Source organism: Sphingopyxis sp. (genome assembly GCF_035565275.1).
Lineage (GTDB): Bacteria > Pseudomonadota > Alphaproteobacteria > Sphingomonadales > Sphingomonadaceae > Sphingopyxis.
Window position 1 is genome coordinate 1 of record NZ_DATMST010000263.1, and the last position, 16,560, is coordinate 16,560.

Annotated in this window: 15 protein-coding genes; 4 read left to right on the forward strand and 11 right to left on the reverse strand. The window is 65.8% G+C overall.

Going from position 1 to position 16,560, the window contains the following annotated elements:
- Window positions 1–451: 451 nt before the first annotated feature.
- Window positions 452–1,537 carry a PepSY-associated TM helix domain-containing protein gene (locus VN047_RS17615; RefSeq protein WP_325544974.1) on the reverse strand — a complete coding sequence of 362 codons (1,086 nt, stop codon included), beginning with the start codon at window positions 1,535–1,537 and terminating at the stop codon, window positions 452–454.
- A 6-nt stretch (window positions 1,538–1,543) separates the two neighbouring features.
- The gene (locus VN047_RS17620) at window positions 1,544–3,790 is read right to left on the reverse strand and encodes a TonB-dependent receptor (RefSeq protein WP_325544949.1); all 2,247 of its coding nucleotides are present in this window, start codon (window positions 3,788–3,790) and stop codon (window positions 1,544–1,546) included.
- Between the two features lie 133 nt (window positions 3,791–3,923).
- Between VN047_RS17620 and VN047_RS17625 the strand changes: the two genes are divergently transcribed.
- The gene (locus VN047_RS17625) at window positions 3,924–6,230 is read left to right on the forward strand and encodes a patatin-like protein (RefSeq protein ID WP_325544951.1); all 2,307 of its coding nucleotides are present in this window, start codon (window positions 3,924–3,926) and stop codon (window positions 6,228–6,230) included.
- Window positions 6,231–6,252: 22 nt separating this feature from the next.
- Here VN047_RS17625 and dnaJ read toward each other — a convergent pair whose 3' ends face one another.
- Entirely contained in the window at window positions 6,253–7,386 is a 1,134-nt protein-coding gene (gene dnaJ, locus VN047_RS17630; protein ID WP_325544953.1) for a molecular chaperone DnaJ, read from the reverse strand.
- A gap of 62 nt (window positions 7,387–7,448) precedes the next feature.
- On the reverse strand, window positions 7,449–9,359 hold the full coding sequence (gene dnaK / locus VN047_RS17635) for a molecular chaperone DnaK (protein ID WP_325544955.1): 1,911 nt from the start codon (window positions 9,357–9,359) through the stop codon (window positions 7,449–7,451).
- 154 nt (window positions 9,360–9,513) lie between these two features.
- Here dnaK and VN047_RS17640 point away from each other — a divergent pair, with 154 nt between their 5' ends.
- From VN047_RS17640 to VN047_RS17650, 3 genes are read left to right on the forward strand one after another with little or no spacing between them, the layout of a single operon-like run.
- A complete protein-coding gene (locus VN047_RS17640) occupies window positions 9,514–10,047 on the forward strand; it encodes a copper chaperone PCu(A)C (RefSeq protein ID WP_325544957.1) in 534 nt (177 codons plus the stop codon).
- 5 nt (window positions 10,048–10,052) lie between these two features.
- Window positions 10,053–10,547 carry a vgr related protein gene (locus VN047_RS17645; RefSeq protein ID WP_325544976.1) on the forward strand — a complete coding sequence of 165 codons (495 nt, stop codon included), beginning with the start codon at window positions 10,053–10,055 and terminating at the stop codon, window positions 10,545–10,547.
- A 56-nt stretch (window positions 10,548–10,603) separates the two neighbouring features.
- Window positions 10,604–11,956, forward strand: a complete 1,353-nt coding sequence (locus VN047_RS17650) for a DNA recombination protein RmuC (protein WP_325544958.1) — start codon at window positions 10,604–10,606, stop codon at window positions 11,954–11,956.
- A gap of 21 nt (window positions 11,957–11,977) precedes the next feature.
- Here the strand turns inward: VN047_RS17650 and VN047_RS17655 are convergent, their stop codons facing one another.
- The 7 genes from VN047_RS17655 to VN047_RS17685 all read right to left on the reverse strand — a co-directional run.
- The gene (locus VN047_RS17655; protein ID WP_325544960.1) at window positions 11,978–12,691 is read right to left on the reverse strand and encodes an META domain-containing protein; all 714 of its coding nucleotides are present in this window, start codon (window positions 12,689–12,691) and stop codon (window positions 11,978–11,980) included.
- 53 nt (window positions 12,692–12,744) lie between these two features.
- The gene (locus tag VN047_RS17660) at window positions 12,745–13,563 is read right to left on the reverse strand and encodes an RNA methyltransferase (RefSeq protein WP_325544962.1); all 819 of its coding nucleotides are present in this window, start codon (window positions 13,561–13,563) and stop codon (window positions 12,745–12,747) included.
- 4 nt (window positions 13,564–13,567) lie between these two features.
- Complete coding sequence (locus tag VN047_RS17665) at window positions 13,568–13,846, reverse strand: HPr family phosphocarrier protein (RefSeq protein ID WP_325544964.1); 279 nt, start codon at window positions 13,844–13,846, stop codon at window positions 13,568–13,570.
- The gene (locus VN047_RS17670) at window positions 13,843–14,271 is read right to left on the reverse strand and encodes a PTS sugar transporter subunit IIA (protein ID WP_325544966.1); all 429 of its coding nucleotides are present in this window, start codon (window positions 14,269–14,271) and stop codon (window positions 13,843–13,845) included. The genes VN047_RS17665 and VN047_RS17670 overlap by 4 nt, the downstream gene beginning before the upstream one ends.
- A 14-nt stretch (window positions 14,272–14,285) precedes the next feature.
- Entirely contained in the window at window positions 14,286–15,224 is a 939-nt protein-coding gene (rapZ, locus tag VN047_RS17675) for an RNase adapter RapZ (RefSeq protein WP_325544968.1), read from the reverse strand.
- Between the two features lie 10 nt (window positions 15,225–15,234).
- The gene (locus VN047_RS17680; protein ID WP_325544970.1) at window positions 15,235–15,681 is read right to left on the reverse strand and encodes a serine kinase; all 447 of its coding nucleotides are present in this window, start codon (window positions 15,679–15,681) and stop codon (window positions 15,235–15,237) included.
- Between the two features lie 55 nt (window positions 15,682–15,736).
- Window positions 15,737–16,560 (reverse strand): HAMP domain-containing sensor histidine kinase (locus VN047_RS17685; protein WP_325544972.1); only part of this gene is annotated, 824 nt, incomplete at its 5' end.

A 16,560-nucleotide genomic window follows, 5' to 3' on the forward strand; every position in this document is an offset into this window, starting at 1 on the left:
ACGTCTTAACCTGGTGGTAGGTCAGGTAGTTGAGAAATGTGACTATACAATGTGCAAAAGGTGAACCATCTAAATGAGACGTCCAAAATATGTCCATCAAGGACCAGCTACATAGCTCAGGCTAACAAATAAGAGCCCACGACGCTGCCCAAAGTCGCTTCGCTCTCGCGCGGGACGCGATAGTCGAGCGGGCCGAGGGCGGCGGTGAGAAGGAGGACGCGGGCGCGGGTCATGGGGCGAGCAGGATATAGGGCGGCGGGTAAAATAGGAAAGCGGCGAGGTCGGGGATGGCGGGTTTCGAGCGATTGCTGCTACCGCTTTTCTCGTCACCCCGGACTTGATCCGGGGTCCATGACGACAGTGCGGTTATGGATCCCGGATCAAGTCCGGGGTGACGAAAGAGAGGGAGCGTATGGCAACTCCCTACCCCAAAGCCGGCACCCGCGCGCGGCTATGTCGAAGCCAGCGCGGCCTTCTTCGCTGGACGCCTTGCGGGTTTCGGGCGGCGGAACCAGAAGGTCCAGACCGCAAAGCTGCCGAGCATTGCCATCGACAGGCCCGAGATGGTCATCACGATGCGCCAGCTCCAGCCGCCGACTTTCGACGCGTGGATCGGAAAGGCCATGTTGAACGCCTGTGCGCCGGGCGCCATTGCCAGCGCATCGCGCGCGCCGAGCACCTCGCCCGTCGCGGCGTCGAACCACAGGGTCGAACGGCCGTTCGGAAGCCATTCGGCCTGCTGGCGCATCCGCAGCATGATCGGGTCGCCCGGCTTGCGGGGCAGGCTGAGGATGCGGAACTCGGCATCGGGAAAACGCCGCCGTGCCTCGGTCAGCATCGCCGTATAGTCGGGCTTTTCGGCGAGCGGGCCGCCCCTGTACTTCGGCGGCTCGATTGCTTTCGCGGCCTCGGCGGGCGAACCGAAAGGCGCGATCATCACCATCGCGAAGGGGCGGAAGATCATCATCGTGCCGGTGACGATCGAGATCAGCAGCAGCGGCGCGACGACGATGCCGAGATCGCGGTGGTGCATGACGATCGACGGCCGGCTCATCCGCTTCGGCCACAGGCGGAGCTGGAAGGTCTTGCGCGTTCGCCACCACAGGATGACGCCGCTGATCACGAAGAACAGCCCGCAGAGCCCCGCGATCCCGATCACCCATTCGCCGCTGTCGCCGGCGAAGAGATGATGGTGGAAATCGAAGATCCAGAGTTCGGGGCGTTCCCACTGGCTCGCCCAGCGCGTCACGACCTCGCCCGACTGGCTGGCATAGGCGCCGACGCCCTCCTCGAAGCGCATCTGATGCAGCCCGAACCGCTCGTCGGCATAGATGATGCCCTGCGTACCGGGCATCGCCATCAGCTTTTCGGTGGTCGCGGCGACCGTGGCGAGGTCGCCGCGCAGCGGATCGCCGGTGCCCGGCAGCCCGATCCACAGATGCTCGTAGAGCAGGATCGTGCCCGACAGGCCGAGCAACGCGAGTACAAGGCCGATCAGGCCTCCTGTCCAGCGGTGCAGCGTGTCGAGCAACTTCATCATGGCCTAGAACCGGTAATCCCAGCCGAGCGTGAAGGTCCGCCCGCGTCCGGCGAAATAGGACAGCTGGTCGTTCGGCAGCCGCGTATCGCTCGAATAATCGATATATTGCCTGTTGAAGAGATTCTGGGCCGACAGGCTGATTCCGCCGAACCCGGTCTGATAGCGGACATAGGCGTCGGTCAGCGTATAGCCGCCGAAATCGTTGTCCCCGAGCTTGAGAGGGCCGCCGTTGGCATCGTCCGCCGCCCGCGCCTTGCCATCAAAGCGACGCTTGAAATAGACCTGCGTTTGCACTCGCGCGGTGAACGGACCGCTTGCGTAACTGGCGGCAAGATTGAGACGGTCGGGCGAGATGTTGACGCCGTCGAGGTCGCTGTCGACCTTGCCGTCGGGCACGGCATCGCTGTCGAACCTGCCATTGAGATGCGCATAGCCGACATTGAGCTTCAGCCCGTCGATCGGCGTCTGGACGCCCAGATTGACTTCGAGCCCCTGGATCTCGACGCGCAGCCGCTGGACGTCGAAATTGCGGTCGGCGCCGGTGACGAGGAGCTGGCCCTTGTCGCTCGACGACCAGAAATAGGCTGCGCTGGCGTCGATCGGGCCGCGCTTCACCTCGAACCCGATCTCGCGGTTGTTCGACACGACCGGCGAGATATCGAGGAAATTGTCGATGTCGATGCCGGTGTCTTTCACCGCGCGGGTGATGCGGCCGATGTCGGGGACGGTGAAGCCCTCGGCATAGCTCGCATAGGCGCGGATGCCTTCGATCGGTTCGACGATCACGCCGCCGTTGATCAGCAGGTCCTTGAATTTGGGCTTGCCGCCTGCGACGTCGACGCCGCCATAGCTCGCGAGCCCGCACGGCACCGGCTGCGTTGCGGGCGGCGCAGGGCAGGTGACGAAGGTCGTCGATGCGAGCGTGTGATAATCGTCGATCTTGATCTTCACATTTTCCCAGCGAAGACCGCCCGCGAGACGGACGACGCCATCGAACAATTTGAGGTTGGCTTGGCCGAAGGGCGCGAGGCTCTGGAAATCGCTCGGCGGTACCCACGCGCGGCCGGTCGCGATCAGGGCCTGTTCGGTCTTGTCGACGAGTGCGTCGAAGCCGATCGTCACCGTCAGATCCTCGAATCCGGGGATCGCACGTTCATAGCTGAACTTGGCGCCGAGCTTGCGCGACCGGTTCTGCGACTGGTCGAACAGCGTACCGACGGGCGCGAGCGCCGGGTCCTGGAACGTCGCCTGCGTTGCGATCTCGCCGCCGAAGGTGTCACGGCTGCGGTTGAAGAAAATCTGGCTGACAAAATTGCCGCCGCCGAGGTCGGTGTCGGTCAGCGACAGCGCGATGCTCTCGGTGCGGTTCTGCGCCGACTTGCCCGGCGGGGTGCCGCGCACCGCGCTGGTGGGCAAGCCGAGCGCCCGGTTGCCCGGGATTGCGACATAGTCGCCATCGCCCTTCAGTTCGAAGCGGCTCGCGATCAGGTCGAGCCGTGCGCTGGACGACAGCTCGTAGCCGAGCCGGGCGAAAACATTCGTCGCCTTGCTGTCCTGCGTTTCGCCCTGTGTCAGGTTGAGCCCGATCGGGCGGCCTTTCGCGTCGGAAAAGACACCGCGAAGTTCATAGGCCGCGCCAAAGGTCGCATCGAACGCGCCGGCCTTGTACTGGACGAGGCCTGCGAGCTTGCCGCCCATCCCGGCCTTCGAAAAATCATTGTCGGCGGTGGCTTGCAGCAGCGCGCGGCCGCTGATGCCTTCTTCCTTCGGCGCGCCGACGGTGACCTGGTTGACGATGCCGCCCGTGCCGCCGATCCCCTGCAAGGCGTTCGAGCCATAGATCAGTTCGACGCGGTCCACGAAGAAGCCGTCGATCGTGAAGCCGTCGCGGCTGCCGTCGCGCATCGGGGTCGACTGCGGGATGCCGTTGATCGCGTAGAGCGGCGAGCGGCCGCGCAGCGATTCGCCCGATCCCGAGAGCTTCTGGCGGGTCGGCGAAAAACTGGGGGTCAGGTTCGCGACCGCGTCGGTGACCGACCCCGAGATCGCGATCTGCTGGTCGAGCGTGTCCTTGCCGATGATGTCGATCGTCAGCGGCAGCGCGCTCGGCGGCAGGATCGTACGCGCCGCGGTGACGATGATCGTATCTTCGCCCTGCGCAGTGTTGGCATCGGACGCAGCATTCTGCGCGAACGCAGGGGAGGAAATCGCCGTGCAGGCCAGCGCGGCGAGGGCAAATTTGCGATTCATTATCGGCTCCTGTTCGCGGGAGCCGCTAGTGCGACACATTCGCATATGCAAGGAGAAAGCGGCCTTTGCGGATATTTCCGTGGGATGCGGCGGAATATTCGCCACAGTCCGCAAAGCGCGCTATCAGGCCGGCATGCGCGAGAAGGAATTGCGGTTCGCCCTGATTTGCTACGGCGGTATCAGCCTTGCCGTCTATATGCACGGTATCACCAAGGAAGTGTGGCGGCTCGCTGCGGCGTCGCGTGCGTTTCAGGACGGCGGAACGACCGCGGGGGCGGGCGCGGTCTATCGCGATCTGCTCGGCGACATCGCGGCGCGCGGCAGCGTTCGGCTACGCGTGTTCGCCGACATCGTCGCGGGGGCGAGCGCGGGGGGGATCAACGGTATCTTTCTGGCGCGCGCGCTCGCGACTGGCCAGTCGCTCGACCCGCTTACCGACCTTTGGCTCGACGGCGCCGATGTCGACCGGCTGATCGACCCCGATGCACGGCCGCTGTCGGCGGCGACCAAATTCTGGGCGGTGCCGATCGCCGGCTGGATGATGAAGCGCCGCGGCAATGTCATCGACCGCACCGTCGGCGAAGGCGCGCAGGACGAGGTGCGCGCAAAGCTGTCGCGCTTCGTCCGCGCACGCTGGTTCGAACCGCCGTTCGGCGGCGAGAGCTTCTCGAACCTGTTGCTCGACGCGTTCGACGCGATGGATGCGGCGCCGAGGGGGCCCGCGCTGGTTCCTGACGGACAGCCGGTCGATCTTTTCGTTTCGGTCACCGATTTCGCGGGGCATAGCGTTCCGCTGTCGCTCAACAGCCCGCCGCGCGTGACCGAGGAGGAGCACCGGCTGATCCTGCATTTCCGCGAAGATAGGCGCGCGAACCGGCGGCTGGACGACGTTCCGGGACTCACCGCCGCGGCGCGCGCGACCGCCAGCTTCCCGGGCGCCTTTCCGCCCTTCACGCTGCGCGAGCTCGATCGCGTGCTCGAAAAGCGGAAGATCGCCTGGCCGGGCCGCGATGCCTTCATCCGCGCCCAGCTTCCCGGTACGAGCGAGAGCGACCCGGCCGACCGGGTGCTGATCGACGGTTCGGTGCTCGCGAACGCGCCTTTCCGCCCGGCGATCGCCGCGCTGAAGCAGCGGCCGGCGCGGCGCGAGATCGACCGCCGCTTCGTCTACATCGATCCCAAGCCCGACTATCGTTCGATCAGTTTCGGCAAGCCCGGCGAGCAGGGCGAGGGTGTGCCCGGTTTCCTGCCGACGATCCTCGGCGCGCTCTCCGAAATTCCGCGCGAGCAGCCGATCCGCGAAAATGTCGAGGCGATCGAGGGAATGTCGCGGCGCATTCGCCGCATGCAGCATATCGTCGACGCGATGAAGGTCGAGGTCGAGGAACAGGTGGCGGCGCTGTTCGGCACCACCTTCTTTCTCGATACGCCGACCGTTGCGCGGCTCGGCAAATGGCGCGCGAAGGCGCAGGAGCAGGCGGCAGCGCGGGCGGGCTTCGCCTATGCGCCCTACGGCCACCTCAAGCTGTCGGCGGTGATCGAGGAACTGGTCGGGATGGTCGACCGGCTGTCACCGCCCGAAGGCGCGGTCCACCGCAGCAACCGCCGCCACGCGATATGGGAGGAGGTTCGCGCGCGCGGGCTCGACCGGATTTCGGGCAGGAAGGGCGCGGGCGCGAGCGGCGATGCGATCGCCTTTTTCCGGACCCATGACCTGGGTTTCCGCGTGCGCCGCCTGCGCTTCATGGCGCGCGAGCTCGACACGGTGATCGGGGCCCGGAGCGAAGGCCGCGATGCCGCGTGCGAGGAAATGCGCGGGGCGATCTTCACCGCGCTCGGCCTCTATCTCGAGCGCGAGGGCGATAACTGGATCGCCGATATCGACGTGCCCGCCGATGCCGATCCGGGCCAGTGGATCGACGCGATTTCCGCGCGGCGCGACCTGACCGCGGTCGATGGCGAGGCCGATGCGCTGATCGCCGCCGCGCTGACGTCGCTTCCCAGGGACGACCGGCGCGTGCTGCTGCTCGCCTATCTGGGCTATCCCTTTTACGACATTGCGACGCTGCCGCTGCTGCAGGGTGAGGGGTTCGACGAATTCGACCCGATCAAGATCGACCGCATTTCGCCATCCGACGCGACCGCGATCCGCACCGGCGGCGCGGCGACGATGCTGAAGGGGATCGAATTCAACAGCTTCGGCGCCTTCTTCAGCCGGGCGTACCGCGAGAATGATTATCTCTGGGGCCGGCTGCACGGTGCCGACCGGTTGATCGACATCGTCGCGAGCAGCGCGGGCGGCGACGGCGCGCTGGCGCCCGACGAGTTGAAGGCGATCAAGCGCCGCGCTTTCCACGCGATCCTCGACGAAGAGGAAGCGCGGTTGCCGAAGGTGAAGGCGCTGATTGCCGAGCTCAGGGTGGAGATAGGAGCCGTCTGACGCAGCCGTTGCCGGCCACGGGTCATTCGGTCAGATCGTCCCACATTTCCTTGATACGCCCGAAAAAGCCCTGGCTTGCCGGGCATTCCTCGCCCGTTTCGGTCTCGCGAAATTCGCAGAGCAGTTCCTTCTGCCGCGCGGTCAGCTTTGTCGGCGTCTCGACGTCGATCTGGACGACAAGGTCGCCGTGGCCGCGGCCGTTCAGCACCGGCATGCCCGCGCCGCGCTGGCGGAGCTGCTTGCCCGACTGGATCCCGGCGGGGATGGCGATGTCGTGCTTCTTGCCGTCGAGGCCGGGGATGCTGATCTCGCCGCCGAGTGCCGCGGTCGTGAAGCTGATCGGCGCGCGCGTGAACAAGGTCGTGCCCTCGCGTTCGAAGACCTTGTGCCGCGCCATGTGGAGGAAGATGTAGAGGTCGCCCGGCGCCGCACCGCGCGCGCCGCTTTCGCCTTCGCCCGACAGGCGGATACGCGTGCCCTCGTCGACCCCGGCGGGGATGTTGACGGTCAGCGTCTTGCGCCGGTCGACGCGGCCTTCGCCGTGGCATGAATTGCACGGATCGGCGATGACCTCGCCTGCGCCCTGACAGGTCGGGCAGGTGCGCTCGACCATGAAGAAACCCTGCTGCGCGCGCACCTTGCCGTGGCCGGCGCAGGTCGGGCAGCGGTTGGTCTGGGTGCCGGGCTTGGCGCCCGATCCGTCGCACGCGTCGCAGCGCGCGGCGACATCGACCTGGATTTCGCGCGAGCAGCCGGCGAAGGCGTCCTCGAGCCGGATTTCCATGTCGTAGCGAAGATCGGCGCCGCGCGCGGGGCCGCGCTGCTGGCGGCCACCGCCGCCGAAGGCCGAGCCGAAAATCGATTCGAAAATATCGCCGATGTCGCCGAAATCGCCGCCATTGCCGCCGCCGCCGAATCCGCTGCCGCCGTTGACCCCGGCCTTGCCGAAGCGGTCATAGGCCGCGCGCTTCTGCGGATCCTTCAGGCAGTCATAGGCTTCGCTGATCGCCTTGAAGCGCGCTTCGCTGTCGTCGCACCCCGGATTCTTGTCGGGATGATATTTCATCGCGAGCTTGCGGTAGCTCGCCTTCAGCGCGGCGTCGTCGGCGCTACGCTCGACTTCGAGCAGTTCGTAATAATCGATGTCGAGTGACATAGGTCAACAGGCCCCCTCCGGCCCGCCGGACCCGTATGCAACGAGCCCGGCGAGGGAGTTTCTTACTTCTTGTCGTCTTCGACTTCCGAGAATTCGGCGTCGACGACATCTTCGTCGGTCTTCGCCGTGCCGGCATCATCGTCGGCGCCGGGGGATGCAGCGGACTGCTGTTCCTTCTCGTAGATCGCCTGACCCAACTTCATCGCGACCTGTGCGAGCGCCTGACTCTTTTCGGTCATCGCAGCAGCATCGCCGCCTTCGACCGCGGTCCTGGCTTCGGCAACAGCCGCCTCGATCTCGGACTTCAGGCCCGCGTCGACCTTGTCGCCATGCTCGCGGAGCTGGCTTTCGGTCGAGTGGATCAGGCTTTCGGCGTTGTTCTTCGCCTCGGCCGCCTCACGGCGCGTCTTGTCCTCTTCGGCGAACTGCTCGGCGTCCTTGACCATCTGGTCGATGTCCGAATCCGAAAGGCCGCCCGACGCCTGGATCTTGATCTGCTGTTCCTTGCCGGTGCCCTTGTCCTTGGCATGGACCGACACGATGCCGTTGGCGTCGATGTCGAAGGTCACCTCGATCTGCGGCACGCCGCGCGGTGCGGGCGGGATGCCGACGAGGTCGAACTGGCCGAGGAGCTTGTTGTCCTGCGCCATTTCGCGCTCGCCCTGGAACACGCGGATCGTCACCGCCGACTGATTGTCGTCGGCGGTCGAATAGACCTGCGACTTCTTCGTCGGGATCGTCGTGTTGCGGTCGATCATCCTGGTCATGATGCCGCCCAGCGTTTCGATGCCGAGGCTCAGCGGGGTGACGTCGAGCAGCAGCACGTCCTTGACGTCGCCCTGCAGCACGCCCGCCTGGATCGCGGCGCCGATCGCGACGACTTCGTCGGGGTTCACGCCGGTGTGCGGTTCCTTGCCGAAGAAATCCTTCACGACTTCGCGGACCCGCGGCATGCGCGTCATGCCGCCGACGAGCACAACTTCGTCGATCTCGCTCGCCGAGATGCCCGCGTCCTTGATCGCCTTCTTGCAGGGCTCGAGCGTGCGCTTGACCAGCTCTTCGACCAGCTTTTCGAGGTCGGCGCGGGTGATCGTCTTCACAAGGTGCTTCGGCCCGTTGGCGTCGGCGGTGATGAAGGGCAGGTTGACCTCGGTCGTCGCGGCCGACGACAGTTCGATCTTCGCCTTTTCGGCGGCTTCCTTCAGGCGCTGCAGTGCGAGCTTGTCGCCGCGTAGGTCGATGCCTTCGTCCTTCTTGAAACCGTCGGCGAGATATTCGACGAGCTTGCTGTCGAAATCCTCGCCGCCGAGGAAGGTGTCGCCGTTGGTCGACTTCACTTCGAACACGCCGTCGCCCACCTCGAGGATCGAGATGTCGAAGGTGCCGCCGCCAAGGTCATAGACGGCGATCGTCTTGTTCTCGGTCTTGTCGAGACCATAGGCCAGCGCCGCCGCGGTCGGCTCGTTGATGATGCGCAGCACTTCGAGGCCCGCGATCTTGCCCGCGTCCTTGGTCGCCTGACGCTGCGCGTCGTTAAAGTAAGCGGGAACGGTGATGACGGCCTGCTCGACCTTTTCGCCGAGATACGCCTCGGCGGTTTCCTTCATCTTCTGGAGGATGAAGGCCGAAATCTGCGACGGCGAATAATCTTCGTTGCCGGCCTTGACCCACGCGTCGCCATTGGTGCCCTTGACGATCGTATAGGGGACCAGCTCGGTGTCCTTCTTGGTGATCGGATCGTCGAAACGGCGGCCGATCAGGCGCTTCACCGCGAAAACGGTGTTTTCGGGGTTGGTGACGGCCTGGCGCTTCGCCGGCTGGCCGATCAGGCGCTCGCCATCCTTGGCAAAGGCGACGATCGAGGGGGTCGTGCGCGTGCCTTCGACATTTTCGATAACCTTGGGTTTTCCGCCTTCCATCACCGCGACACAGCTGTTCGTGGTGCCGAGGTCGATCCCGATCACTTTGGCCATTGGTATTCAGTCCTTGTTGCTTCTGTGGCGCCCTGAAAAGGCACGCCGTCCATGGTTCTAATGGGGGCGATATAGGTGCGCTAATCCTTGGCACAAGGGCTTTCAGGGCTTATCGGGGACATGAAATGCCGCGCTTTTACGGAGTCTTCCCAAAATGAAACCTTTTGCGATCCTTGCCCTTGCCGCCACCGCGCTGACCCTGACGGCCTGCGGGGAAAATCTGGGCGCCGGGAAGCCGCTGAACGTTGTGAGCGGCCACATCGTGATGGGCGCGACGCCGGACCGGCCCGCGGTCGGCTATTTCCGCGTCCAGGGCGGGCCGCAGCCGGTCCAGCTCGTCGCGGTGACCGCGGACCTCGCGCAGCGCGTCGAAATGCACGAAAGCGTCAAGGAAAATGGCGTCGTGACGATGAAGCCGCTGCTGCGCGCCGACGTGCCCGCGAAAGGCGAGCTGGTGTTCAAGCAGGGCGGCAAGCATCTGATGATCTGGGGCATCAATGGCGCCGCAGTGCGCGCAGGCAAGCTGCCGATGGCCTTTGTTTTCACCAACAACAATAACGAGCGCATCCTGTTCGACATGGTGATCAAGCCGGCCGAGGGCGCCGAGGCCGTCGATCATGGCGCGATGGACCATGGGGCGATGGAGAAGGGCGCCGAAAAGGCGGCGCCGGACGCTGCAAAGAAATAAGTGTGGTGCCGCGCCCGTCGCGCCCCCTGACGAGCGGCGAAATCGCGCTCGCGCGCAGCGTATTCGGCGACGCGATCGCCTATGACCGCGTGCGGGTGCGTCACTATAAATGGATATTCTTCCAGCCGCGCCGGATCGTGATGGCGCCGATGGGCGATCTCCATTTTCATCCCGGGGGCGGCGTCTATTGCGACGATTTCTCCTGCCCCGCGGGTGGGCGCGACGAGGAGTTGCGGGCGAAGGGCCTTTTTCTCCACGAGATGACGCATGTCTGGCAGGCCCAGACGCGCGGGCGCTGGTATCTGGTGCTGATGCGCCATCCCTTTGCCAGCTATGACTACAGTCTGAAGCCGGGCTGGCCGCTGGCGCGCTACGGGCTCGAACAGCAGGCGGAGATCGTGCGCCACTACTGGCTGCTCACGCAGGGGATGATCGTCGGCGGCGCACCGGAGGTCGAGGCCTATCGGGCGATCCTGCCGTCGTCGTGGGGCGCAGAGTGACGGGTGCGATAATTACCGGCTAGCCAGAGGGGCGGCGTTCGTCCTATGTTCCTCTCATGGATGGAACCGCACTTGTCGTCGCCCTTGTCGCCCTCACGCTTGGTGGGCTGATCGGCTGGCTTTTTGCCGGCCGGCAATCGGGGGCGCTCAAGGCCGAGCGCGACGGACTTTCGGAACGGTTCAGAAGTGCGGTTACCGACCTGGCCGCCGAGGCCGAGGCGCGCAAGAGCGCCGATATCCGGCTCGCGGCGCTGCTCAGCGAGCAAAAGGCGCGCGACGAAGCGCATGACGCGCAGATTGCGCAGCTGAAGGATGCGCAGGCGGCGCTCACCGCCCAGTTCCGCGAGGTCGGGCAGGTGATGCTCGACGGGGCGCAAAAGGCGTTCCTCGAACGCGCCGAGGCGCGCTTCAAGGAGAGCGAGGCGACCGCAGGGCAGAATTTGAAGGCGCTGCTCCATCCGGTACACGACCGGCTCGAAAAATATGAGCAGGCGGTGGCGAAGGTCGAGGCCGAGCGGCGCGATGCCTTCGGGCTTTTGCATGGCCAGATTGCGGCGATGCGCGAGGGCACCGAACGCGTGTCGAGCGAGGCGGCAAAGCTCGTCAACGCGCTGCGCAACGCGCCCAAGGCGCGCGGGCGCTGGGGCGAACAGCAGCTTCGCAACGTACTCGAAAGCTGCGGACTTTCCGAACATGCCGATTTCCAGACCGAGGTCAGCGTCGAGGGTGACGGCGGGCGGCTGCGTCCCGACGTCGTCGTGCGCGTTCCCGGCGGGCAGAATCTCGTGATCGACGCCAAGGTTTCGCTCAACGCCTATCAGGATGCGTTCGGCGCGGTCGACGAGCGCGAGAAGGTCGCGCATCTCGCCGCGCATGCCGCGGCGATGAAGGCGCATGTGAATACGCTCGGCGCCAAGGCCTATTGGAACCAGTTCGACGATACCCCCGATTTCGTCGTGATGTTCGTGCCGGGCGAACATTTTCTCGCTGCGGCGCTCGATCAGGATGCCGCGCTCTGGGACTATGCATTCGAGCGCAAGGTGCTGCTCGCGACGCCGACGAACCTCATCGCGATCGCGCGTACCGTTGCGGCGGTGTGGCGGCAGGAAAAGCTCGCCAATCAGGCGCGCGAGATCGCGGCGCTCGGCAAGGAGCTTTACGCGCGCATGTCGGTGATGGGCTCGCACATCGCCAAGGTCGGGCGCAATCTCGATCAGGCGACCGGGGCGTACAACGCCTTCGTCGGGAGTTTCGAATCGCAGGTGCTGACGCAGGCGAAACGGTTCGAAGCGCTCGATATCGAAACCGGCGACAGGGAAATTCCGGTGTTGCCCGTCGCCGAACAGGCGGCGCGACCGCTCGCGAAGCTTGCAAACGCGCCAGCGGCGGTCAACGACGCGGGCGAATAGCGCCGAGCGGGGGCAACGCGACTAGATTGCCCTTTTCAGTACTGCCGTGCGCCCTTCGGCGCCCGTCAGGATCAACGTTCCGTCGGTTGGAAAGCTCAGGCTCACCGGGCTGCGCATCAGACCGAAAAAGGCATTTTCCTGTGCCATACCCGCGCCGGGGCACGCCATTTCGGTCGCCATCAACGGCCCCGCCGACATCGTCCTGCCGTCGACGGCATAGGTGCCCGAAAAACGGTTGCATCCCGCGCTGCCGCTGAGCCGCGTCCCGTCGAACTGCAGCGACGTCGGCCGGTCGCCCGCGACGGGCGTGCCGCCGATCGATACGAAGCTCCAGCTGGTCCCGGCCAGTTCGGTCGGCGCCAGAATCGCGCCGCCGCATCCCTTCACTGTCCTGCCGTCGGCGGTCAGCGTCACCGTGTCGGCGTAGCGGCGGTCGCTCATCCCGTCGCTGCATTCGGCCTGTACGATTTCGACTTTCAGCCGCTCGGTGGTGTAGGTCCGGCCGTTCGCCGCAGTTTTCGCTCCGGGGTTCAGTACCATGATCTTCGTCTCGCCATAATCGCCGTTGTAATTGAGCCGCGACGGCGTGATCTCGAGTGTCCAGCCGGGCTCGGTGCCAAGCGCCATATAGGCCGTGGGCGGCTCGCCGGGGCCTTGCGGCGGCGTATCGCTGGCGGGCGCGCAGGCAGAGAGCGCAAGGGTGGACACAAGGGCGGGCAGCGCGATCCTGATCATGCGGCAACTCCTACGCGCATCTTGTTGATCGATCGATGAACGGCGCGACCGGCCTATCGGTTCCGCTGCTGGTTCAGCACTTCATAGGCCATCACCGCGGTCGCTACCGCAGCGTTGAGGCTGTCGGCCTTGCCCATCATCGGCATCTTCACGCGCACGTCGGCCGCCGCGGCATATTCGGCCGGCATGCCTTGCGATTCATTGCCGGTGAGGATGAAGGTCGGCGCGGCGTAGCGAACCGCCTGATAATCCTGCGTGTCGTCGCCGAGCCAGGTTGCGACGAGCTGGCCGGGGCCTTGCCGCAGCCAAGGAAGGAACTCGTCCCAGCGCGCGACCACCAGCTTCTGCGTGAAGATCGCGCCCATGCTCGCGCGCACGGCCTCGACCGCATAGGGATCGGTCGATTCGTCGAGCAGGATCAACCCGCCCGCACCCACTGCGTCGCCGGTGCGCAGCATCGTGCCGAGGTTGCCGGGATCGCGGAGGCGCTCGGCAACGAGCCAGATCGGCGCCGCGTCGCGGTCGAGGTCGGACAGCGCGGTTTCCGGCTCGGCATAGATGCCCACCACCGTCTGCGGATTGTCCTTGCCCGACAGTTTCGAGAGGATCGCGGGCGTCGTGTCGATGACCTCGCCGCCCGCCGCGATCGTATCGGCCGCGAGCGCCTTCGCGAGTGGATGCGTGTCGCCTTCGGGACCGAGGAACAACCATTGCGGCAGCACGCCCGCCTCGCGCGCCTCGGTCGCGATGCGCAGCCCTTCGGCAAGGAACAGGCCTTCCTCGCGGCGATGCCGCTTTTCGCGGAGCAGCCGCATCCGCTTGACCAGCGGATTCGACAGGCTCTCGATTCGGGAACGGCGGCCCGTGGGCATGGCGTCAATCCTCGCCGAAGCTGTCCTTGACCAGCCCGACGAGCTTGAGCAGCGCTGCGTCGGCGCCTTCACCCTTCGTGTGGATGGTGATGCTGTCGCCCTTTGCGGCGCCGAGCATCATCAGCCCCATGATCGACGTGCCGTTGACGCGCGATCCGCCCTTTTCGACCTCGACCGACACGCTTTCGGGCAGGCGGCTGACAAAGGTCACGAACTTGGCGCTGGCGCGCGCGTGGAGTCCGCGCTGGTTGGTGATTTCGACGGTCTCGGAATTTTCGATCATGGACCCACTCCCAGCATTTCCGATGCGACCGAAATATATTTCTGACCTGCTTCTTTCGCCGCGATCACCGCAGCGCGCAATTCCATCGTCTTGCGCGCGCTTTCGAGGCGGATCAGCATCGGCAGGTTGACGCCGGCGATCACTTCGGTGCGGCCCGATTCGAGCAGGCTGATCGCAAGGTTCGACGGCGTGCCGCCGAACAGGTCGGTCAGCATGACCACACCGCGACCCTCGTCGACCTGGCGAATCGCGTCAGCGATTTCCTTGCGGCGCATTTCCATATTGTCGTTGGGCCCGATGCACACGGTCGCGATCGCCCTTTGGGGACCGACGACATGCTCCATAGCGCGAACCATCTCCTCGGCGAGACGGCCGTGGGTGACGAGCACCATTCCCAGAAGCGGCAGAGCCTTATCGTTCGGCATGCAGTCGTCGACCCTTATGTTTTTCCGCCGGATGCGGGAGAAGCGGGCGGGGGCTTGCCCTCAAGCCCATCTTGCGGGGCGGAGTCAAGGTTGCGGTGGGTCAGCGTCGGCGCATGACCTGCGGCGCGCAGCGTATTTGCAACACGCGACGCGACATGAACCGAGCGATGGCGGCCGCCGGTGCATCCGAACGCGATGGTGACATAGCTCTTGCCCTCGGCGCGGTAGCGCGGGAGGAGTGTCAGAATCAGCCGCTCGATCTGCGCGACGCTGTCCTCATACGCGGGATCGGCCATGACATAGGCAGCGACGTCGGCGTCGAGCCCGGTGCCCGGCTTCAGCTTCGGGTCCCAATGCGGATTGCGCAGATAGCGCATGTCGAACACCAGGTCGGCGTTCCGTGGCAGGCCGCGCGCGAAACCAAAGCTCATGACGTTGAGCACCGGCTCGCCCTCGCCGGCATCGCCGAAGCGCTGGCGCACCTCCTGCTGCAGGTCGTTGCTGCTGTAATTGGTCGTGTCGACGACGTGCTCGGCCCAGCGGCGCAGCGGTTCCATCATCTCGCGCTCGCGCGCGATCCCGTCGGCGGCGGGGCGGTCCTCGGCGAGCGGATGACGCCGCCGCGTTTCGGAAAAACGGCGCTCGAGCTCGGCGCCCGCGCAATCGAGGAACAGGGTCTGGATGTCGCGTCCGCCGGTCTCGCGCAATTCCTTGATTTGCCGCACCAAGAGCGCAGGACGGAAGCCGCGGCTGCGGCTGTCGATGCCCACGGCGAGCGGCCGGCCGGCTTCGCTTCCCTTCACCGGCGCGGCGATCAGTGTCTCGAGCAGCGCCAGCGGCAGATTGTCGACCACCTCCCAGCCGAGATCCTCGAGCACCTTGAGCACGGTCGATTTGCCCGCTCCGGACAGTCCGGTCACCAGCAACAGGCGCGTTTCGGACGCCGAATTCATCGCGGGCGTCTCATTCGGCGATCGCCAGCCGGTCGAGCGCAAGCAGGATCTTGACCGGGGCCGATGCCTCGAACGCCGAAAGGGTGAGAGAGGGCAGGGGGTGGCCGGCAACCGTTTCGATCGCACGTTCAGACGGCATGCGTTCATACCGCTCGGCGAGGCGTACCCCGATCGCGAGCGGTACCGGGGCTATCCATGGTTGTTCGACGATGCCGAGGCCGCGAATCTCGAGCTTGCCGGCAAGCTGTCGGGGGGGGCGGCACCACAGGCGCCCGCGCTCGAACCAGATGTCGCAGCGGTCGTCGGCGACCAGGCGCGCGCCGCGATCGATCAGGCGCAGCGCGAGGTCCGACTTGCCCTGTCCCGACGCGCCGAGCAGCAGGATGCCGCGGCTGCCCGCCGCGACGCAGCTCGCATGAATATTGACGATATCGGGTCTGGTCCGGCTCGGAAGCATGGACGCACGCTTACCGGCGGCGATGCGGTGCTGCAAGGCGATAGGGCGCGCCGGACTATCCCGTTTCGGGCGCCCCGTCGCGCGCGGGCAGGGTCAGCAGCAGGCTGGCGCCGGGACGGCCGTCGTCTCGATCCTTGGCGCTGATCGTGCCGCTGTGCCCCTCGACGATCGTCCGCGCGATCGCGAGGCCCAGCCCGCTGTGGCGCCCAAAGGCTTCCCCGGCAGGCCGCTCGCTGTGAAAGCGGCGGAAAATGGCCTCGCGCTGCGCGGGATCGATCCCCGGACCGTCATCATCAACGCGGATATGCACCTCGTCGCCGAGCCGCGTCGCCGAGATGCAGACGAGGCCGGCGTCGGGCGAAAAGCTGATCGCATTGTCGATGACATTGTCGATCGCGCGTTCGAGCCGGTGGCCGTCGCCCATCACGATCGTCGTACCCTTGCGCGGGCGGGCGAAGGCGATGCGCGGATGCGGCGTTCCGGCATCGATGCGCGCCGCGCGCGATGCGAGCATCGATTCGATCATCATTCCGACGTCGATCGGTTCGAACCGCGTGCGCGACAGCTGCGCGTCGACGCGGCTCGCCTCGCTGATGTCGTTCACCAGCCGATCGAGCCGGCGCACATCCTCGTCGGCAATCGCCAGCAATTGCGCGCGCTGCTCGTCGGTCTTCACGCGCCCCAGCCCCTCGATCGCCGAGCGGACCGAAGCGATCGGGTTCTTGAGTTCGTGCGTCACGTCGGCGGCGAAATGTTCGCCGGCGTCGATGCGTTCGCGCAGCGCCTGCGTCATGTCCGACAGTGCGCGCGCAAGCGTCCCGATCTCGTCGCGGCGGCTCGGCAGGCGCGGGACGACCACCTCGCGTGCGCGGCCGAGCC